This window comes from Streptomyces sp. HUAS 15-9 (genome assembly GCF_025642155.1).
Classification (GTDB): Bacteria; Actinomycetota; Actinomycetes; order Streptomycetales; family Streptomycetaceae; genus Streptomyces.
Map to the genome: position 1 here is coordinate 84,525 of NZ_CP106798.1, position 19,276 is coordinate 103,800.

Annotated in this window: 16 protein-coding genes and 1 pseudogene; 7 read left to right on the top strand and 10 right to left on the bottom strand. The window is 69.4% G+C overall.

Annotated elements, in window-relative coordinates; all coding sequences use genetic code 11:
- Positions 1-394: 394 nt before the first annotated feature.
- The 3 genes and pseudogenes from N8I87_RS00410 to N8I87_RS00420 all read left to right on the top strand — a co-directional run.
- Positions 395-542: pseudogene (locus tag N8I87_RS00410) on the top strand (WhiB family transcriptional regulator); the annotation flags it as partial.
- Between the two features lie 381 nt (positions 543-923).
- On the top strand, positions 924-1,127 hold the full coding sequence (locus N8I87_RS00415) for a cold-shock protein (protein WP_037751662.1): 204 nt from the start codon (positions 924-926) through the stop codon (positions 1,125-1,127).
- Positions 1,128-1,268: 141 nt separating this feature from the next.
- Positions 1,269-1,604, top strand: a complete 336-nt coding sequence (locus N8I87_RS00420; RefSeq protein WP_263204669.1) for a hypothetical protein — start codon at positions 1,269-1,271, stop codon at positions 1,602-1,604.
- Positions 1,605-1,753: 149 nt separating this feature from the next.
- On the opposite strand, the gene N8I87_RS00425 is transcribed toward N8I87_RS00420, so the two are convergent.
- The 3 genes from N8I87_RS00425 to N8I87_RS00435 are packed head-to-tail and all read right to left on the bottom strand — an operon-like array spanning position 1,754 to position 4,724.
- Complete coding sequence (locus N8I87_RS00425; RefSeq protein ID WP_263204670.1) at positions 1,754-2,392, bottom strand: LutC/YkgG family protein; 639 nt, start codon at positions 2,390-2,392, stop codon at positions 1,754-1,756.
- Positions 2,389-3,960, bottom strand: a complete 1,572-nt coding sequence (locus tag N8I87_RS00430; protein WP_263204671.1) for a lactate utilization protein B — start codon at positions 3,958-3,960, stop codon at positions 2,389-2,391. The genes N8I87_RS00425 and N8I87_RS00430 overlap by 4 nt, the downstream gene beginning before the upstream one ends.
- A complete protein-coding gene (locus tag N8I87_RS00435; RefSeq protein WP_263204672.1) occupies positions 3,957-4,724 on the bottom strand; it encodes a (Fe-S)-binding protein in 768 nt (255 codons plus the stop codon). Before N8I87_RS00435 ends, N8I87_RS00430 begins: the two co-directional genes overlap by 4 nt.
- A 204-nt stretch (positions 4,725-4,928) precedes the next feature.
- Between N8I87_RS00435 and N8I87_RS00440 the strand changes: the two genes are divergently transcribed.
- A complete protein-coding gene (locus N8I87_RS00440; protein WP_263204673.1) occupies positions 4,929-6,602 on the top strand; it encodes an L-lactate permease in 1,674 nt (557 codons plus the stop codon).
- 84 nt (positions 6,603-6,686) lie between these two features.
- Here the strand turns inward: N8I87_RS00440 and N8I87_RS00445 are convergent, their stop codons facing one another.
- Entirely contained in the window at positions 6,687-7,460 is a 774-nt protein-coding gene (locus N8I87_RS00445; RefSeq protein ID WP_263204674.1) for a FadR/GntR family transcriptional regulator, read from the bottom strand.
- Positions 7,461-7,517: 57 nt separating this feature from the next.
- Here N8I87_RS00445 and N8I87_RS00450 point away from each other — a divergent pair, with 57 nt between their 5' ends.
- Positions 7,518-8,102 (top strand): hypothetical protein, encoded by a 585-nt coding sequence (locus tag N8I87_RS00450; RefSeq protein WP_263204675.1) that lies wholly within the window; start codon positions 7,518-7,520, stop codon positions 8,100-8,102.
- A 7-nt stretch (positions 8,103-8,109) separates the two neighbouring features.
- Here N8I87_RS00450 and N8I87_RS00455 read toward each other — a convergent pair whose 3' ends face one another.
- The 4 genes from N8I87_RS00455 to N8I87_RS00470 all read right to left on the bottom strand — a co-directional run bounded on the left by N8I87_RS00455 (position 8,110) and on the right by N8I87_RS00470 (position 12,366).
- Positions 8,110-8,901 carry a MerR family transcriptional regulator gene (locus tag N8I87_RS00455; protein WP_263204676.1) on the bottom strand — a complete coding sequence of 264 codons (792 nt, stop codon included), beginning with the start codon at positions 8,899-8,901 and terminating at the stop codon, positions 8,110-8,112.
- Between the two features lie 15 nt (positions 8,902-8,916).
- Entirely contained in the window at positions 8,917-9,678 is a 762-nt protein-coding gene (locus tag N8I87_RS00460; protein ID WP_263204677.1) for an ABC transporter permease, read from the bottom strand.
- 9 nt (positions 9,679-9,687) lie between these two features.
- Positions 9,688-10,473: an ABC transporter ATP-binding protein gene (locus tag N8I87_RS00465; protein WP_263216244.1), complete on the bottom strand. Its 786-nt coding sequence runs from the start codon at positions 10,471-10,473 to the stop codon at positions 9,688-9,690.
- Positions 10,474-11,331: 858 nt separating this feature from the next.
- On the bottom strand, positions 11,332-12,366 hold the full coding sequence (locus N8I87_RS00470; RefSeq protein ID WP_263204678.1) for a helix-turn-helix domain-containing protein: 1,035 nt from the start codon (positions 12,364-12,366) through the stop codon (positions 11,332-11,334).
- A gap of 109 nt (positions 12,367-12,475) precedes the next feature.
- On the opposite strand from N8I87_RS00470, the gene N8I87_RS00475 reads away from it, so the two are divergent.
- Positions 12,476-13,372: an alpha/beta hydrolase gene (locus N8I87_RS00475; protein ID WP_263204679.1), complete on the top strand. Its 897-nt coding sequence runs from the start codon at positions 12,476-12,478 to the stop codon at positions 13,370-13,372.
- A gap of 25 nt (positions 13,373-13,397) precedes the next feature.
- Complete coding sequence (locus tag N8I87_RS00480; protein ID WP_411577172.1) at positions 13,398-13,709, top strand: serine hydrolase; 312 nt, start codon at positions 13,398-13,400, stop codon at positions 13,707-13,709.
- Between the two features lie 60 nt (positions 13,710-13,769).
- On the opposite strand, the gene N8I87_RS00485 is transcribed toward N8I87_RS00480, so the two are convergent.
- Positions 13,770-17,537: an nSTAND1 domain-containing NTPase gene (locus N8I87_RS00485; protein WP_263204680.1), complete on the bottom strand. Its 3,768-nt coding sequence runs from the start codon at positions 17,535-17,537 to the stop codon at positions 13,770-13,772.
- Positions 17,538-18,589: 1,052 nt separating this feature from the next.
- Complete coding sequence (locus tag N8I87_RS00490) at positions 18,590-19,258, bottom strand: alpha/beta hydrolase (protein ID WP_263204681.1); 669 nt, start codon at positions 19,256-19,258, stop codon at positions 18,590-18,592.
- Positions 19,259-19,276 lie beyond the last annotated feature (18 nt).

The window sequence follows — 19,276 nt, forward strand, 5'->3', positions numbered from 1 at the left end:
AGGTCCTGCGGCTCCGTCCCCGCAGCAGTTGCCGCACCCGCGGCGGCGGAATCAGGGCCAGCAGGCGCGGCAGCCAGAGCGCTCCGCAGTCTGAGCAGCACCTCATCCTCCGCCGTCTGCAATTGCTTCAGACGAGCTCGGAGGTTCGCCTGCTCACGGGGTTACTCTCAAGCTCGCTGGCAAAACGTCCCGCGTGCCTGTCCTGAATGGTGGCAGCCTCATCGGCCACGGCAGTCACGCTCCTTGGTCCCTGGAGTGTTGCGGCGGATGCTACCCATCCACAGGACCTCATAGCTGACGTCCCGGCAGATCACACCTCTACAAGAACCGCAGGCCGTTGCATGCCGCTTGGACGGACGGCTGGCCCGGTGCTGCGGCGCCCGGGTCTTCACACAGGGCCGTGGTCTGGGGAGGGTTCCGCAGCACCGAGTGCTTGGCCGAAGTCCTCGACAACCGCATCGAGTGCGGCGTGTGGGGCGGTATGACCGAGCGCGAGCACCGGACTCCGCTGCGCCCGCAGACCCGACGTCGCATCCTGGCAAGCAGAAGCACGGCAGGCGTTCGAACACCCCACGGCCAGCTGACGGCAGGACAGCGGGCCCACGCCGGACGAGTGGTCTGCCCTTGGTCTGACGGCGCCGGGGACGCTGGTGGAACGAGAACAAGTTCAACTACCTGGGCTGGTGGACTGTCCGCTGTGCGTGCCGCAAGGCTCGGCCCAAGTCGCGACGCTGCCTGATCCGGTGGCACTGACTCACTGGTCACGGAGCGGAGCCGCAGTGTAACGTCACTGTCAGATGTCGTGGTTCGCAGTTCCTGCCCGCGCTGTGGCGCGGGCGTTTTGCTGTGCAGTGCCCGAGGACCAGGACGACCACCTCCGGGTCCGCGCGGTGCGGACCCGCCATCGAATGGAAGGCACAGACATGGCCAGCGGTACCGTCAAGTGGTTCAACGCCGAAAAGGGCTTCGGCTTCATCGCGCAGGACGGAGGCGGCCCCGACGTCTTCGCGCACTACTCCAACATCAACGCCAGCGGCTTCCGTGAACTCCAGGAAGGCCAGGCCGTCACCTTCGACATCACCCAGGGCCAGAAGGGCCCGCAGGCGGAGAACATCACCCCCGCCTGACCCGACGCCAAAAGCGATGCACGGTGCCCTCAAAGCGCTCGCGCCAACGGCACCGTGCATCGCGGCACCACAGCCGAATGAGTTCAGCCGAGTCCGAGGCCACTCAGGGCAGTGGCCCAGTCGGTGACAATGGCGCGCTGCGTGGCCGCGAAAGCGACCTTGCCGGCCTGGAAACACGCCACGCCGGTCACCGCCGGAGACCTCACCGGAGGCAACAGGTGGGACACCCTGGTGCGCTGGTCCGACGGAGAGGTCTCCCAGTTCCAGGAGACCGGCCCCGGCGGCATCGGCAAGGAGGTCGAGATGGCCGCGGCCGGCAGCACGAGGTCCCATGACTCGGTCATGACCGCGGGCAGTTTCGACTCCAACGGTCGGCCCGACGACCTCAGCGTCCGCTGGTCCGACGAAGAGACCAGCCTGTACGCCAACACCGGCGTAACCTTCGGCACCGAACACCTGCTCGTCGCTCCGAAGTAGGCATCGGCTGCAGAACCAGCCGGGTACAGCGGCCGCACAGCACCCGGAACCGGCCCGCAAGGCGTACCGCTCACCCGGCCTCCCAGCGGCAACCACCGCTTCTCAGAAGCGACATCACGCCGGCAAAGTCAGCAGACACTCCCGACCGCTCAGGCGTCGGTTCGGATCACCACCTCCAGAGTGCGCGGGCCGTGGACGCCCTCCACCCGTTCGAGCTCGATATCGGAGGTGGCCGAGGGTCCGCTGATCAGTGTGAGGGGGTGTGTGGGTCGGAGTCGGGCCACTGCCTCTGGGACACCGGTCTGCACCGATGACAAGTCGATGACGCAGAGGTGCAGGTCGGGGACGAGTGTCAGGGCGCGCCGTCCCTGGTCCGGTGCGGCAGCGTCCAAGAAGATCGTGCCGGTCTCGGCACAGCTGACGGTGGAGGCCGTGACCACGCCGTCGAGCAAGTCCAGTTGAGGGGCCGGAATGTCGGCGGAGTCCGTCAGGACGGTCCCGTCGTACGCGGCCAGCCAGGCCGGATCCAGCCCGGGTGGTACCCCGATCTTCCGTGCTCCGTGCGCGTGGAGCACCTCGGCGACCACCGCCGCGGTCTCGGAAGCCGTGCAGGTGTGCACCTGTGTCCGGTAGTCCACGAGCCGGTCGACGAAGAGGGCGAGTCGCTCCGTGTCGGGGAGGCGCCGGCCGGTGCGGTAGGCACGGGGGACCACCGTCTCGGGGCCTGGGGAGAGTGCCAGGGCGTCCCGGACACGGCTCAGGACGGTCTCACGTGCGGTTGCGGTCACGGTGTCTCCTGGATGCCGTCGTCGGGGTGCCGTACGCCTTCCGCCGCTGCGGCCCGCATCGCCTCCGCGCCCTCCGCGGAGGCGAACCAGGAGCGGAAGGACTGCCGGGGCGGGGCCGGGGTGTCGCGGCTGTCGCTCCAACCGCGAAACGGTGGTGGCAGATGCGAGATCGTGCCGTCCCGCCCCGCCAGTAGGCGCCCGAGACCCGCCGCCTTCTGTGCGGCCGTGAACAGTTTCGGCCGCTGCATGACTGTGGCCGCGGCCTTCATCGCCAGCTTCTCGGCGGTGGTACCCGACTGCTCGGTGTGCTGGTGACGCAGCTCGACCAGCAGTGACGGAATATCGATCTTCACAGGGCAGGCGTCGAAGCAGGCACCGCACAGGCTGGAGGCGTACGGCAGTGAGCTGTTGGGGTCGTCCTTGGCGCCGTGCATGCCGGCGAGCTGTGGGGTGAGGACCGCGCCGATCGGACCGGGATAGGTCGAGCCGTAGGCGTGGCCGCCCGTCCGCTCGTAGACCGGGCAGACGTTGAGGCAGGCGGAGCAGCGGATGCAGTTGAGGGCCGCCCGACCGATCGCGTCCGCGAGCGCTGCCGTACGCCCGTTGTCCAACAGTACGAGGTGGAAGTCCTGCGGGCCGTCGCCCGGTGTCACCCCCGTCCACAGCGAGGTGTACGGGTTCATCCGCTCTCCGGTCGAGGAGCGCGGCAGCAACTGCAGGAAGACCTCCAGGTCCTGGAAGCGCGGAAGCACCTTCTCGATGCCCATCACGGTGATCAGGGTCTCGGGCACCGTGAGGCACATCCGGCCATTGCCCTCGGACTCGACCACCGACAGGGTTCCGGTCTCGGCGATGCCGAAGTTGGCGCCGGAGACGGCCACTTTGGCCGTCATGAACTTCTCGCGCAGATACGCGCGCGCCGCAGCCGCCAGCTGGGCGGGAACGGCGTCCAGCCCGGGGTCCACGCCCGGGATCTCCTGCAGGAAGATGTCCCGGATTTCGTCGCGGTTGCGGTGGATCGCGGGAACCAGGATGTGCGACGGCCTGTCGTGCGCGAGCTGGACGATCAGCTCGGCGAGGTCGGTCTCGTACGCGGTGATCCCCTGGCTCTCCAGGTACTCGTTGAGGCCGATCTCCTGAGTGGCCATCGACTTGACCTTGAGGACCTCGTCGCTGCCGGTCCCCTTGACCAGCCTGGTGACGATCTCGTTGGCCTCGATGCCGTCGCGCGCCCAGTGGACGGTGCCGCCGTGCTCGATGACCTTCCGCTCCAGCTGTTCCAGCAGTTCGGGCAGCCGGTTCATGGTGTCGGTCTTGATGGCCGAGCCGGCGTCGCGCAGCTGCTCCCAGTCGGGCAGTTCACCGGTGACGGCGAGGCGCTTGGCGCGGATGGAGTGGGTGGCCCTGCCCAGATTCCGGCGCAGCTGCTCGTTGGCCAACTCGTCGTGGGCGGCCTTGGGGAAGGCGCGCTCGCCGCGGAGGTTGCCGGCGCCGTACGGGGAGCGCGGGGGGACGGTGGGCATGCCGACGAAGGTGCTGTTCGGCGCGCGGTCGGCCGGGCTGTTCATCGGAGGGCCTCCACGAGGGGGTGGGGCGCGGTGCGGGTGGCGGCGAGGATCTGCGCCAGGTGCAGCGTCCGCGTACCGGCTTTGAGGCGTGACAGCCCGCCGCCAATGTGCATCAGGCAGGAGGAGTCGCCCGCCGTGCACACTTCGGCACCGGTGGCGGTGATGTTGCGTACCTTGTCCCTCAGCATCGCCGAGGAGGTCTCGGCGTTCTTGACCGCGAAGGTCCCGCCGAAACCGCAGCATGCGTCGGCCTCGGGCAGCTCCACCAGGTCGATGCACTCGACGGCGCGCAGCAGCCGCAGGGGCTTCTCGCCGACCCGCAGCATCCGCAGCGAGTGGCAGGTGGGGTGGTAGGTGACCCGGTGCGGGAAGTACGCGCCGACATCGGTGACGTCCAGGACGTCGACCAGGAACTCGGACAGCTCGTAGGTCTTGGCCTTGACGGTGGCGACCCCGGCTTGCAGCGCCGCGTCTCCGTACCGTGCGGCGACGATCTCGTGCTGATGGCGGACCGAGCCCGCGCACGACCCTGACGGCATCACCACCGCCTCGATGGACGGGTCGCCGAACTGCTCGGCGAAATTCTGCACCAGCGGTGTCGGCTCACGCTGATAGCCGGTGTTGATGTGCATCTGGCCGCAGCAGGTCTGCTGCGGTGGGAACACCACGTCATGGCCGAGGCGGGCCAGCAGTACCGCGGTGGATTTCACCGCTTCCGGGAAGAGGGTGTCTCCCAGACAGGTGGCGAAGAGCGCGACGCGCATAGGACCTCCCGGTCGTTGTGGTCGGACCATACTCGCTTCGGACCACAGAAGAAAAGTATGAGCGCAATTTGGTCCGACCTTATTGACATGCGACATCTTCAGTGGGCTACTGATGGCCGTTCGCCAGCCACATGGCGCCGCCACGGCCGAAGAGGGGCACCCCGGCCGTCCGGGCGGCACGCAGAACTCGATGAGGAGCACTTCGTGGTCACCACACCACCGGCCGCCCTGGCGGCCTATACCCCCGACCCTGCCGCCGTCGGGGGCAGCCTCACCGTCACCGCGCTGCTGGGCCTGGTCCCCCTCGCGACCTTCTTCCTGTTGCTGATGGCAGCCAAGCGACCGGCACTGCACTCCGCGCTCGGCGCCCTGCTCGCCGCACTCCTGGTCGCCGTCCTCGGCTACGGGATGCCGCTGCAACTGGGTGTTCTGTCCGCGGCCCAGGGCCTGACCTTCGGCCTCTTCCCGGTGATGCTGATCGTCGTGTCGGCCATCTGGTTCTACGAACTCACCGTGATCAGCAACCGTTTCGAGGATCTGCGCCGCTCCTTCAGCGCCGTCGGCCGCGGTGATCTCCGCATCCAGGCCATGCTCATCGCGTTCTGCTTCGGCGGACTCCTCGAGGCACTCGCCGGATTCGGCGCCCCCGTCGCGATCACCGCCGCCATGCTGATGGCACTCGGACTGCCGCGGATCACCTCGGCCGTGACGGTTCTCGTCGCCAACACCGCACCGGTCGCCTTCGGAGCCATGGCCATCCCGATCACCACGGCCGGCAACCTCACCGGCATACCGGCCGAAGACCTGGCCGGAGTCATCGGCCGCCAGAGCCCTCTGCTCGCCCTCTTCGTCCCCCAGTTGCTGCTCTTCATCGTCGACGGACGGCGCGGCGTACGGCAGCTGTGGCCGATCGCATTGGTCACCGGAGGCGTCTTTGCCCTCGCCCAGTTCTGGTGCTCGGCCCATTTCGCCTACGAGCTCACCGACGTCGTCGCCGCCCTCGCCGGATTCGCCGCCGCCGTGCTGATGCTGCGCTTCTGGAGCCCGCGTACGCCGGACGACCAGCGCTCCCAGGTCGCGGACGCACCCCTGACCGGCCGCCGTGTCACCCTCGCCGTCCTGCCGTACCTCCTGGTGATCGCGGTCTTCGCCCTCGCCAAGCTCGACGTCGGCGGACTCCACATGCCCGACTTGCTCGGCACCTTCGCCCTCCAGCTCGACTGGCCGGGCCTGTACGGCAACCTCCTCGCCGGCGACGGCTCCCCGGCGGGCAGCGCGGTCTACAAACTGGACGTCCTGGGCAACCCCGGAACCCTGCTCCTGCTCTCCGGCGTCCTGGTGATGCTCGTCTACAGCAGGGCCAAGGACGCCGACCGCTTCCCGATGACCATCCGCATGGGGGTGTCCTGCGCCGGGCGCACCGTGAGGAACATGCGGACCGCCATCGCCACGGTCGCCACCGTGCTGTCCCTGAGCTACGTCATGAACCAGTCGGGACAGACCCTCGCCATCGGAACCTGGCTCGCCGCCACCGGCGGCCTCTTCGCCCTGATCTCCCCGGTCCTCGGCTGGCTCGGCACCGCCGTCACCGGCTCGGACACCTCATCCAACGCCCTGTTCGCCACGCTCCAGCAGACCGCCGGAAAGGCCGCCGGCATCGACCCCACCCTGCTGGTGGCCGCCAACACCACCGGCGGCGTCGTCGGCAAGCTCATCAGTCCACAGAACCTGACCATCGCGGCGACGGCGGTGGAGCAGCCCGGCACCGAGCGGCTGCTGCTGCGCAAGGTTGCCGGATACAGCGTCGCGATGCTGGCAGTCCTCTGTGTCCTGGTCTATCTGCAGTCGCTTCCGACGCTGTCCTGGATGCTGCCGTAGCAGTACCGGCAGGCGAAGCAGGGACGAGCAAAAGAGAGGAGGGGCAGGCCCCGCCCACGCGGGGTCGCCCCTCCTCCGCCCTTCTCAGTCCTCGTCCTGGAGGGCCTCGTCCGCCCGGTCCGCCCCCTCCGCCCGGGCCTTCTCGTCGACGAGCGTGCCGTGGAAACCGCGGATGTGTTTCTCGACCAGATCGGCGGCCTCCAGGCCCTTGCCCGCCCGCACCAGGCGCAGCAGCCCGGCGTGCTCGCGGTTCAGCGCATCCGCCGTGGCCGGCCAGTCCTCGGTGCTCTCCAGTGCCTGCAGAATCAACGGACGCACCGACTCGCGCACGGCCGAGGTGAGAGTAGAGGTGAGCTGGTTGCCGGAGGTGCGGGCGATGGCGACATGGAACTTGGTGTCCAGGTCGTTGAAGACGGTGATTCCCACACCCGGCTCCTGCATGCGTTCGAGAAGCGCTTCCACCTCGCTGAGGTCCTCTGCCGAAGCACGCTCAGCCGCCGCCTCGAAGCTGGAACGCTCCAGCACCACCCGGGCCTCCAGCACGTCCTGCAGGCTGTAGCTGCCCAGGGCAAAGTGCAGGCGCAGCAGCTGGCCCAGTGCATCATCCGGGTTCCGTACGATCCGCGCCCCGGAGTCCGGTCCACGGCCCGTCTGGGCGACCAGCACCCCGACCGTCTCCAGCACCCGCAGCGCCTCACGCAGCGCGGACCGGCTCACCCCGAGCACCGGCGCCAGCTCACGCTCGGGCGGCAAACGGTCCCCGGCTTTGAGCTCGCCCGCGAGGACCCGCTCCTCGATGCGTTCAAGCACGAGCTCATGTGTGCGCGACTGACGCACAGGCCGCCACTCGGCAGGCATCCACCACTCCCCGGCTCGGCTGTAAAGCCCCAACGTCACAACTATGTCACACATACAGTGTGGTCGGACCATACTTCGACGCCTGGAGACCGAAACGGCAGCCCCGCCGGCCTTGCCCGTGCCCAGCTCCACGCCTGGGCGCTGCTGCCCACCCTCACCCAATGGGACCGCGACCGGGAGGCGGCCGCCCACGACGTGGCTCTGACCGAACACGAAGCCGACCCCATCGGACAGGCCCCGGGCCGTTTCGGCTTCGACGAACCCGAACTCACCCTGCACCAGGCCGAAGCGCACCTCCCACTGGGCCGCACTGAACAGGCCCGCACCCGCGCCGAGGACTCCGCAGCCGCCTGCACCCCCGGCACACCCGGCGGGGCCGCCGCCACCCTCGTCCTCGCCCAGGCCGCGGCCTCCGACCAACCGTCCGACGATGCCCAACGCGCCCTCGACGTCCTCAGCCTGGTGCCGCCGAGCCGGCTGCGCACCACCGCCCACACCCGACTTGGACGTCTGGACGGTCCGCTCGCCGCCCGCGCCGCCCAAGCGGAAACCCCAAAACCGCTCTGCCAGACGATCTGCACGGCAGTCTGCCGTCCCGGGCCAGAGCGAGCATCCCCGAACGACGTCACACCAGGCTCCTGACCTACCTTCAAGATGGCGGCAGCTCAGTGTTGAGCCTGTCGGTAGGCACTCGCTCGATGCGGGTCCAGCCCCTCCAGCCCCGCTCCTCCAGGATCGCCAAAAGTCGCTGGGCGCCCGGAGAGGACTCGATCACGGTTGAGTCCAGCAGGTCGACGAACTGGTCGTCGAAGCCGTCGGCACCCACCTCGCCGGCCTCCATAGCGCGAATCATCAGCCGCTCCAGGAGGTCGGCGATCTCGACTACACGCGGATCGTCGACCGGCCAGTCGAGTGCCCCGCTGAGAAGGCTGTAGAGCTTCACCATGTCGGGGTCGTTCAACTCCTCGTGCTTCTTGGCGATCACGGCGTCGATCAGGTGCGGCACCTGGGCTGCGATCATGATCCAGGCGTCCCGCTCCATCTCGATGTATCGTTCCTCGACGCCGAGACCGCGAAGCCGGTCGAGGTAGTGCACGACGCTCTGCGGGAGCGCCAGGTGCTCTCCGGCGGCGAGCAGGGCGAGCCGTCTGCGGGTGCCCTGCAACCGCCGGATCTGGGCTCGCAGGTCCTTGTCGATCTCCTGGACGCCATCGGCGAACTCCCCCGGGCCGGCGTCGAGGAGTCCCTGCACCCGGGCCAGCGGCACGCCGGCATCCGCCAGGGTGTGAATCCGGATCAGTCGCACGACCGCGGCAGCATCGTAGGTCCGGTAACCGGATCGGTCGCGTTCGGGCTCCGGCAGCAGCCCTATCTGGTGGTAGTGGCGTACCGCCCGCACCGTCACCCCGGCGTACGCCGCGAGCTGGCTGATGGTGAGCATGGGTATCAGACTGCCTCAGGCGATCTTCCTGCGATAGGCGGCCATCGCGAAGACGTACGCCACGACGAGGATGCCGACGCACCAGGCGAGGGCGGTCCAGATGTCGTCGCCGACCGGCCGCTGGGCGAACAGGTCGCGGAGCGTGTTGACGATGGACGTCACGGGCTGGTTCTCGGCGAACCAGCGCACCGGGCCGGGCATGGTCTCCGTGGGCACGAACGCCGAGCTGATGAACGGCAGGAAGATGAGCGGGTAGGCGAACGCGCCCACGCCCTCGACCGAGGCTGCGGAGAGCCCGGGGATCACGGCGATCCAGGTCAGCGCCAGGGTGAACAGGAGCAGGATGCCGACGATCGCGAGCCATGCCGGCACTCCTGCCCCTGTGCGGAAGCCCATGAGCAGCGCGACACCCACGACGATCACGAGCGAGATCAGGTTGGCGACCAGAGAGGTGAAGACGTGTGCCCACAGCACGCCCGACCGTGCGATCGGCATGGACTGGAACCGCTCGAGGATCCCGCTCTTCATGTCGGTGAAGAGTCGGTAGGCGGTGTAGGAGGTGCCCGACGCGATGGTGATGAGCAGGATGCCGGGCAGCATGTAGTTCACGTACGAAACCGACCCTGTGTCGATCGCGCCGCCGAACACGTAGACGAACATCAGCATCATGGCGACCGGCGTGATGACGGTCGTGATGATGGTGTCCATGCTGCGTGTGACATGGCGCAGGGTCCGTCCCGTGAGCACGGCAGTGTCGCCGAAGAAGTACGTGGTCATCCTCGTTCCCTACTTGTTCGTGCCGGTGGCGTCGCTGCCGATGATCGCGAGGAAGATCTCCTCCAGGGTCGGCTGCTTCTCGACGTACTCGACCGTGGCCGGCGGGAGGAGTTGCTTGAGCTCGGAGAGGGTGCCGTTCGCGATGATCCGCCCCTTGTGGAGGATCGCGATCCGGTCGGCGAGCTGTTCGGCCTCGTCGAGGTACTGGGTGGTGAGCAGCACCGTCGTGCCGTACCCGGCGAGCTCCTTCACGGCCTGCCACACCTCGATGCGTCCCTCGGGGTCGAGACCGGTCGTCGGCTCGTCCAGGAAGATCACTGGCGGATTCCCGATGAGGCTCATCGCGATGTCCAGCCGACGGCGCATCCCGCCCGAATACGTGGACACCTTCCGCGCGCCCGCGTCGGTCAGAGAGAAACGTCCCAGCAAATCATCCGCGATCGCGCCCGGGTTCTCGAGGTGGCGCAGCTTGGCGACGAGTACGAGGTTCTCCCGACCGCTGAGGATCTCGTCGACTGCCGTGAACTGCCCGGTGAGGCTGAAGGACTCCCGCACGTCCGCCGGTTGCGTAGCGACGTCGAAGCCATTGACGCCGGCCGTTCCCGCGTCGGCCTTCAGAAGCGTGGCGAGGATCCTCACGGTCGTCGTCTTGCCCGACCCGTTTGAGCCGAGCAGGGCGAAGATGGTGCCCCGCGCCACGTCGAAGTCCACGCCGCGCAGCACCTCGAGCTTCCCGTACGCCTTCTCGAGACCCTGCACGCGAATCGCCGGACCGGCATTCGATAGGGCCACCATGGTCATCTGCCTCCTTTGCGGAGCTGTTCCAGCCGACTGCGAGGAAGCTCCTGTCAGAAGGGTGGAGGGTTGACCCAGCGTCAAGGTCAAGTCGGCCCCCGTCACCGCATTCAGATCGCCGGCGCTGATGCGGGTCGGGCCGTGATTCGTTCCCATCGAGCGATGACTGGACGTAGGGTCTCCTGCATCGATCAGCTCCGCGATCAGTGCGAACGTCCCTTCGGGCGAGGGGCGGCTGCGTCGGATCACGAGGTCGGTCACCTGATGGCTCAGCGCGATCGTGCCACGCCGAGCTCGCACTTGGTCCAGCGCATTTCAGAGTCCGGGTCAGTCATGGGCCGGATCGTAGAGCGCGGCCCCGGCGACGAGCGGAATCCCCCGCACCGCACTGCCAGACGATCTGCTCGGCAGACTGCCGCCTCGACCAGCACGGGCACCCCCAAACAGCGTCACACCAGGTCCCCGACCTGCCACTTCAAGACGGCGGCAGTTCAGCGTTCTGTGGGCAGTGTTCGACTTTCCGAACGGGCGACTGGCGGTATCGACGCTGACCTGGGGCAACACGTCACGTAAGCATCCGGGACGTCGCTGACGCCGCGGTCGGCGGACGCCCCGTGGTGATACGGCTGACCGTGCGGCGGTTCCGGTGCCCGGAGCCGTCGTGCGCAGGGCGGACCTTTCGCCGAGCAGGTCGGGGGGCTGACCTTCCACGGGCGGCACCGACGGCATCGCAACGCGGTACGACAAGACCACCGAGTCCTACCGGGCAGCCGTCACCCTGGCATCGCTCCTGATGTGGGCGTGACATTCGACGACACCGCCTAGCGGGAATCGGACCTGGGAGTAGGGCTCCGTGGCTCACTCACCGAGCAGCCGCCACGCCGTGAGTGCGAGCCGCGCGCGGGTCAGTCCCGTGGGGTCGCTGAGGTCGATACCGAGGGTCCGGCCGAGTTGTTCGATGCGGCGGGCGACGCTGCTGTGGTGCCGGTGGAGGAGATCGGCGGCGCGGCGCAGGGAGCCGGTTGCGCAGTAGGTGTCCAGCGTCTCCAGGTCCTCCGGGCTCGCGGCGAGGCGGCCCACGGCGGCCACGTCCGGGTTGGCGCGCGCGGTGTCGGGGGGCAGCTCGGCGAGGAGGGCCAGCGCACCGAGGTCGGCGTACCGGACAACGGGCTCGCGCGGGGTGGTGAAACGCAGGGCGGTGCGGGCCTGCCGCCAGGAGCAGTCGGGGCTCCCGGCCGCACCGACGCCCGCGCGCACCTCGGCCGGGAAGCGGGCCGCGTCCAGGGTCATGGCCAGGAGCACGCCCACGTCGGCGAGCGGCGCCGCCTTCACCGGGTGGCCCGGGCAGACGAGCGCGCCGACCCGGTCGAGCGGGACCGGTGACCGTACGGCGGCGACGCGGACCGGCAGCTCGGCGGCGAACCCGAGGAGCCGCAGCGCCCGGGCCCGGGCGGCCTCGTCGGTGTCGGGGCTGATGACCAGTTCGACAAGGGCGGGGTCGGCCATGGTGGTGCGGGAGGGGTCGTACCGTTCGACGGCCGCGGCGGCAGCGATGGCCAGCCGGTCGAGGAGGACCTCGTCGAGGGGGTTGGGCGGGCCGGGGCGTTCCAGCCAGGCCGTGCCTATCTCCTCGTCGTCGAGGGTGATGGGCGCGCTGCTGGACGGGGGCGACGGCGGGCCGGAGGGCTCCCGGCCGTCGGGTCCCATACGGATCGCCCGCCCCGAGCCGTGCAGCCGCAGTCCGGCGATGCACTCGGCCAGCCCCGAGGAGGCCCTGGCGAGGGCCGGCAGGTCGACCCTCCGACGCATCATGGTGTCGTAGAACGCGACGACGCGGATCGCGCCGCCGACGTACGGATCCAGTCCCGACAGTCGTACGGCAAGTGCCTCCATGCCGGACAAGGATAGGCGGGCGGGTGCGCGCCGGGCGGCGCGCAATCGGGGCGGGATGCGCGACGGATGGCGGATGATCCGCCGACGGGCGGCCGTCAGGATGGCCGTCATGGATCCCGAACTCGAAGCATTCGTCCCCTTGTTCCCCAAGGCGGACCTGACCGACCCGGTCGCCGAACGCAAGCAGTACGCCGAACTGGCCGCCGCCCGCCCCGCCCCGGACACCACGGACCTGGAGGTCGAGGACCACCTGGTGCCCGCCGATCCCGACGTGCCCGTGCGGATCTACCGTCCGCGCGGGGCACGCGGCGCGGTCATCTGGCTGCACGGCGGCGGATACGTCGTCGGTGACGTGGACACCGAGCATGCCTGGGCCGCCCGGGTGGCCCAGGGTTCCGGCGCGGTGGTGATCTCCGTGGGCTACCGGACGGCCCCCGAGGACCCGTTCCCAGCCGCGCTGGACGACGTGTACACGGTGCTGCTCTGGGCTGCCCAACACGCGGCCGAACTCGGCTTCGACCCCGAGCGGATCGCGGTCGCCGGGCACAGCGCGGGCGGGGGCCTCGCAGCCGCCGTGGCCCTGCGGGCGCGGGACGAGCAAGGCCCGCGGATCCGCTTCCAGCTGCTCAATGAAGCCCAGCTCGACGACCGTCAGGAGACCTGGTCGCAGCGGAACTTCACCGAGACGCCGTGGGTCACCCGGGACATCGCGGCCCTGTCGTGGCGGCACTACCTGGGCTCCACGACCGCGACGCCGTACGCGTCGGCCGGGCGTGCGGAGGACCTGTCGGACCTGCCGCCGGCCTACGTCGCCACGGCGGAGTACGACCCGAACCGCGACGACGACATCGCGTACGCGCTGCGGCTGCTGCAGGCGGGCGTGTCGGTGGAGCTGCACCAGTGGCCGGGCACCTTCCACGGCTCACAGGCGATTCTCTCCGCCGAGATCTCGCAGCGGCAGATGGCGGCGATCACGGAGGCGCTGCGGCGCGCGCTGACCGACTGAATGTGATGGAGAAGGGACGACAGTCATGAAGATCCGAATGGCCTTGTGCGGTGGCGTGGCCGCGCTGAGCATCTGCGCGGGGCCGGTGGCGGCGGCTCAGCCACAAGATTCCTCGGACCAGGCGGCCGCATTGCAGTCCGCCCTGGACGGTGTCCACGAGGCGGGCGTGCCAGGGGTGTTCGCGGAGGTGCGGGACTTCGGCCGGACGTGGCGCGGCGCGTCGGGGGTGGCGGATGTGGCCACCGGCCGCCCGGTCACCCCGGACATGCTGCAACGCGTGGGCAGCACCACCGTCGAGCCGGCACGCACGCCGATGCCCCTTCCTCCTCAGTCGTGAGCCTCGGAGCCAGTCGAAGGCCCCGCAGGCCAAGGCGGGTCCGGAGGCTCTCCGGCCTCGCTACGAGTGGCGGCTCCATGTTGGGATCGCCACCATTCGCGTGCCGGGAAGTGCGGCACCAGTCGCTCCGGCCGCAGTTCTGCCGGATCGACAGGTGTTTCGATCGGGCAGCTCCGGAAGATAGTCATGCCACTCGGCGTGCGTGAGGCCACCTTCTGTGCGACGGCAGATCCGTACCGCGATGGAGGACGGGTCGGCGGGATATGCGTGCACAGGCATGTAACTGCTCGACGTTCGCAGTGTTGTCCCGTCCGTGTCGAACCCCACCGACAGGATCGGTTCGTTGGCTGTGGGCAGCGGCGAGCCCAGCCGCCGGCCGGATGAGGCGTCCCATAGCTGGAGCGTTCCGTCGTCACCTCCTACGGCGAGTGTGCGGCTGTCGGGCGAGAAGGCCAGGGCCCGGACGCTTGGACCGGCGTCCTGCCGGGCATCGGGGAAGGTGCCGGCCAGTACTGCGAGACGGTGCGCGGCTCGGCCGTCCCAGAGGGTCACACGGCCCGAATGGTCGCCGGCGGCCAGGTATCGGCCGTCCGGGCTGAAAGCCAGCGCTTCGGTGGTGTCCGGCGTGAGCTGTCTGCTGCTGACGTGCTTCGAGGACACATGGCCCACGTGTCCGTCCGAGGCGGCGAAGAACGTGCCGTCGGGCCGGACGGCCAGCGAGTACCCTCCGCCGGCAGAGAGCGTTCCGGTTCTGCTGCCGCGTTCGATGTCCCAGGTCTCGGTGCGGAAGTCGTCCGTCAGCCGGGAGACCAGCAGGGTTCGGCCGTCCGGGCTGAGGGCGATGGCCTGGGTGGTACCCCGGGCGTTGGTCGGGCGGCCGAGGTCCAGGGTTGCACGGGCGTGGTTGGCGTGTACGTCCCAGACGGTGACCCGCTGCGTGGTGGGCAAGTCTTCGCCGGTACTGGCCGTATAGGCGAAGGTCTTGCCGTCGGCGCTGAAAGCCATCAGTTCTCCGCAGACAGGCGGGCCGGCCTCTGGGTCGTGGGGCTGTGGGCAGGGTATGCCGGGCAAGTCGGCCTGGTCCTGTCCAGTGCGAGCGTCCATCAGGCGGAAGCGGCTCTCATGCCTGCTGCGCCACGTAGTTGCCAGTATTCGGCCATTCGGGCTGAACTGCGCCTGCTCCAGCGGTTGGTTGCGCCAGCCGGCCGCAGTCGCGTCGCTCGCTGACACAGTGCGCACCACGGAGCCCGTCGCTGAATCCGGTTCGTACCCTGTGAGGTAGCGGACCGTGCGGCCGTCCGGATCCAGGCCGAACTGCATGATGCCAGGACGGTCGGCACCACCCGATGGCAGCGGGTAGCGAAAGACGGGGCCGGATGCGTCGGCCGACAGCCTCCACAGCCGGACCTCGTGGTCGCTGGCGGTCGCCACGAAGCGGCCGTTTCGGCTGAACGCCATGTCTGTGATGTCGGAAGAATCCTCAGAGAGTTCATCGCCGAAACTCCTGGGAATGTCGTAGGCCTCGGAAGCCGCGGAAGCTCCGGTTGTGAGGTTCCACAGACGTAGTTCTCCGTGAGGCATGGCGGTCACGATTGCGTGGCCGGCCGGGCTGAAGGCGGCTGGGCCGCATCCGCCGTCGGCGGGAGCCTGGGGCGCCCCGGGCAACGGCAGGGCGCGGTGCCGGGCCATGTCCCACACCTTCATCGGCCTGCCCGTCTCGCACACGGCGGCCAGCCGGTCGTCGGGGCTGACGATGGCACCTTGGACGCGGCGGCCCTGTCGCTCGAAGAGCAGTCGGTGCCGTCGCCAGTCCCACACCCGGACACGGGTCATGTCACCGGGGTTGTCGGTGACATTGATGGTGCGCCCGCTGGGGCCGAACTCCCCATGTGTGGCGTTGCGAAGGCGGAAGCCGGCACTGGCATACCGGCCTGCGGCCATGTCCCATACCCGGGCGCTGTCGCCCACCATCAACAGGTACCGGCCGTCGGAACTGACGTTCCGCGCATCCAGTGCGCCATCCTCTCCCGGGCCACGGAAGGTACCGGTCCTGCGGTGAGTCCTGACGTCCCAGCGCACGACGCGGTCGCTGTCGACGACGACCAGAGTGCGGGTATCGGCACTGAGGAGGTACTGGCTGCCCTCGTCTCCGGAAGGGGTGAAGATGTCCTGTTCCTTCTGGGCCAGCGCGCCAAGAAGAGCGGAACGCGTCTCTATCGTGTCGGAAATCCGCCAGGCGGCGACGCTGAGCCGCATGGCCGTGACCGGGTCGGTGTAGCGCAGGCTGTCCGCGAGGGCCGCAATCCTGCGCGCGGTGGCCTGGTTGCGCTGCACGGTACTGGTCCTGCTCTGCTGCCAGGCGATCACTCCCGCTGTCATGGCCACCGCGACCAGGACCGACAGTACGGCGGCCACAAGCCGTCGACGCGTGTACTGGCGGCGCCGGGCTTGGAGGCTGGCGGAGACGAACGCGCGTTCCAGCGCTGTCAGGGCATGTGCACGGTCCTGGGCCGGGAACGACTCCTGCGTGGCGTCCAGGAGCGTGCCCCGGTACAACGCTCCTGGGTCACGGCCCGCCTCGTCCCAGACGGAGGCTGCCTGGGTGAGCCGACGGTGCAGGCGCAGCCGTTCGCGGGCGTCGTCGATCCAGGCGTGCAGTCGCGGCCAGGCCGTGATCAGTGCCTCGTGGGCGAGGTCGACGGTGTCGCCGTCGAGGGTGATCAGCCGCGCGCGGGCGAGGCGTTCCAGGACGGTCGCGGTGTCGCCGGAATCGCCCAGCTCGGTGCGCGGAGCGGGACGTCGTGTGTCGGGGGTCCCTTCGCCTGGGGTCACCAGCCGCAGCAGGGTTCGGCCGGCGAGGTCAGCCTGGACCGTGGTGAGGCGGGCATAGGTGTCCTCTGCCGTGCGGGCGAGGGCGCCGCGCAGGGCACCAGCGGCCTCGTACGCCTCGATCGTGAGGGCACGGCCTTTACGGCGGCGCCACGTCTCCAGCAGCGCGTGCGACATCAACGGCAACGCACCTGGCTCGTCATCGAGGTCCTCGATGAGGCGGGCAGTCAGGGCTCGCTCGACGGTCAGCCCGGCTGTCTGGGCCGGTTTGACGATGGCCTGGCGCAGTTCATCGCGGCTCATCGGGCCGACCAGCACGGTGCCGTCCTGCAAAGTCGCGGTCAGCTGCGGGTGCTGGGCGCAACGGCCGAGGAAGTCGGCGCGCACCGCGATGACGACGCGGAGCCGCCTCGCCGGGTCGGCAGCGGTCAGGAGCTGATCGGTGAACTCCTCGCGTTCGCCCGGGTCGGTGCACAGGGTGTAGAGCTCTTCGAACTGGTCCACGATCAGCCACGTGTCCCCCTCGCCGTCGACCGGCACCAGACGCTGAGCGTGGGTGCGCAGCGGGTGCTCGCCGGGCGTGAGGACCCGCAGGGCTGCGGGGCGCGGACCGGCGGCGTCCGGGTTGCGCAGGCGGGGGATCAGGCCGGCGCGCAGCACGGACGACTTTCCGCTGCCCGATGGGCCGAACAGCGCGGTGAATCGCCGCGACCGAGCCATCTGCAGCAGGCGGTCGGTAAGTTGGTCCCGGCCGAAGAACAGATCGGCGTCGGCCGGCTCGAAGCGGGCCAGACCCCGGTAGGGCGGCTCAGCGTTCTCGTCCTCGGGGCGTGGCTCGGCTGCTGCCGCCGCGGCCGCCTCATGCCACCGCGCCTCCCACTCGGCCTCGTCACCACCACAGGCGCGCACGTAGGCCAGCACGACCGGCAGCGTCGGCAACCGCTCCCCCGCAGCCGCCTGCGAGAGGGTGCTCGCCCCCATATTCGTGCGCTCGGCCATCATCCGGTACGTCGGACTGCTAGCCTCCGCCCGCAGCTTGCGTAACTCGGCAGCAAGCCGCGCCACCGGCCCCGCACTCGGATCCAGCGGACTCTCCGGACGCCCAGGCATCAAAGACCTCCACCGCCGACCCGCCTCCCCCGTGGACGCGACGCGGTCGTCCGGCACACTACAAATGCCCGCAGCACAAGGGCAAACCAGATGGCAGGAGCTGCCCGGAGAGCGACTGCGGCCTGGGGTCGTCGGCCTCGGCGCGGAGTTTGCGCTACTCGGACGCCAGCCGTCGCACCGGCCCGGCGGGCGGGTCCAGCGGACGAGTCCGGTGGGCGCTCCGGCCATCCGGGCATCGGGTCACCCCTCTCGCCCGCTTCCCCCGTGGATGCGGACCGACCGCCCGCCGAACCACGCACACCCCGCATCAGCGGCAACCGCTCGTACCCTGACCCGGACGGTCCGGCGAGCACCGCGCCGAGCAGCGGCGCCGCCTTTGATCAGGGTGGTGGAAGCGGGCTGCCATTCAATGCCGCAGCCGGAAAGGTCGAGGTCAGACGAACGGGACACCTCCCATGAGGCTGACCGGTCGTCTGTCATGAGCCGCCCAGTGCCGCCGCCGTAGCGGGTGGCGGCCACCAGAGAAGTGAGGGAGACAGTGCATGTCGATCAGCATGGTGCGCCGGCGGACCGCGCTCGCCGCGGCTGCTCTGGCGCTGGGTGCCGGTATGGCTGTGGCCACCCCGCGCCCGCCCAGCCGCCCGCTCCGCAGACGTCACGGGCCGCGAATGCGGTACTCCAGCATGTCGCCGTGATGGCACCCGCAGCCTCGTCAGCGGCGGACGCCGGCTGCACGCTTCGCATCAGATGCCGCGCCACATACGACGCCTCTTCCTCATCGCTCACCACGACGGTCTTCAGCCAACGCAGCATGAGACGGTCGGAACCTCCCCCGCGGGTCGACTCCGACGGGCCAAACCTTCACCTCTCACACAGCGTCACTTCCGGAAGCAGTCCTACAACCAACTCCCATTCGCGTTCAGGACACAAGACCAGCAAGATCACGATCGACGGCTGAAGCACTGAGCAGTGATTCCAGCAGCACGGGCCAGTACGTCGGCGGTCCGCGACCCTGCCTCAACGGCGTGGTCGGCGGTGCTGGGCAGGCAGCGGTCGTGCTCGGGAACGAACTCGGTCATGATGACGCCGGCATGATCGGTCGCGACCTCATTGAGCGACACCGGCCAGCCCTGTTTCTCGAGAGCCATGCGCAACTCGCGTGAACGCTCGACGTCCACCACTGGATCAGCGGTGCCGTGCACCAGCCACACCGGCCTGGGCGGCACCAGGCTGCCGCCCAGGCGGAGGTCGTCGATCGGGACGGTGCCGGTGGTCGGTGCCACCGAACCGTACGCACCCGCGATTCCCACGATGGCTTGCGGTTTCCAGTTGCCGAATGCGGCAGGATTCACAGCGACACCCACGGCGGCCTTGCCGCCCAGCGACCAACCGGCGAGCGCGATCCGCTCGGGATCCCCGCCGAAGTCGGCCACGTTCTGCCGTACGAAGACGGCTGCCTCCCTCAGGTGCGTTCGCCCGCCGTCCGCAGCGTCGGATCGCCAGTCCGGCACCAGGACGATGACGCCCAGCTCCGCCGCAGCGCGGGCGACCGGCGCAAGGACGTCCCGTTCGTCGGGCCCCCGGCCGTGCCAGAGCAGCACCGCGGGCACAGCCTCCGATGCGCCCGC

Coding starts and splice junctions, on each gene's coding strand:
- N8I87_RS00435 (WP_263204672.1), bottom strand. CDS start 4,724: ATGCGCGTCGCGCTCTTCGCCACCTGTCTGGGAGACACCCTCTTCCCG.
- N8I87_RS00445 (WP_263204674.1), bottom strand. CDS start 7,460: ATGCCTGCCGAGTGGCGGCCTGTGCGTCAGTCGCGCACACATGAGCTC.
- N8I87_RS00485 (WP_263204680.1), bottom strand. CDS start 17,537: ATGGCCGAGCGCACGAATATGGGGGCGAGCACCCTCTCGCAGGCGGCT.
- N8I87_RS00415 (WP_037751662.1), top strand. CDS start 924: ATGGCCAGCGGTACCGTCAAGTGGTTCAACGCCGAAAAGGGCTTCGGC.
- N8I87_RS00470 (WP_263204678.1), bottom strand. CDS start 12,366: ATGGAGGCACTTGCCGTACGACTGTCGGGACTGGATCCGTACGTCGGC.
- N8I87_RS00465 (WP_263216244.1), bottom strand. CDS start 10,473: ATGGTGGCCCTATCGAATGCCGGTCCGGCGATTCGCGTGCAGGGTCTC.
- N8I87_RS00455 (WP_263204676.1), bottom strand. CDS start 8,901: ATGCTCACCATCAGCCAGCTCGCGGCGTACGCCGGGGTGACGGTGCGG.
- N8I87_RS00475 (WP_263204679.1), top strand. CDS start 12,476: ATGGATCCCGAACTCGAAGCATTCGTCCCCTTGTTCCCCAAGGCGGAC.
- N8I87_RS00480 (WP_411577172.1), top strand. CDS start 13,398: ATGAAGATCCGAATGGCCTTGTGCGGTGGCGTGGCCGCGCTGAGCATC.
- N8I87_RS00430 (WP_263204671.1), bottom strand. CDS start 3,960: ATGAACAGCCCGGCCGACCGCGCGCCGAACAGCACCTTCGTCGGCATG.
- N8I87_RS00460 (WP_263204677.1), bottom strand. CDS start 9,678: ATGACCACGTACTTCTTCGGCGACACTGCCGTGCTCACGGGACGGACC.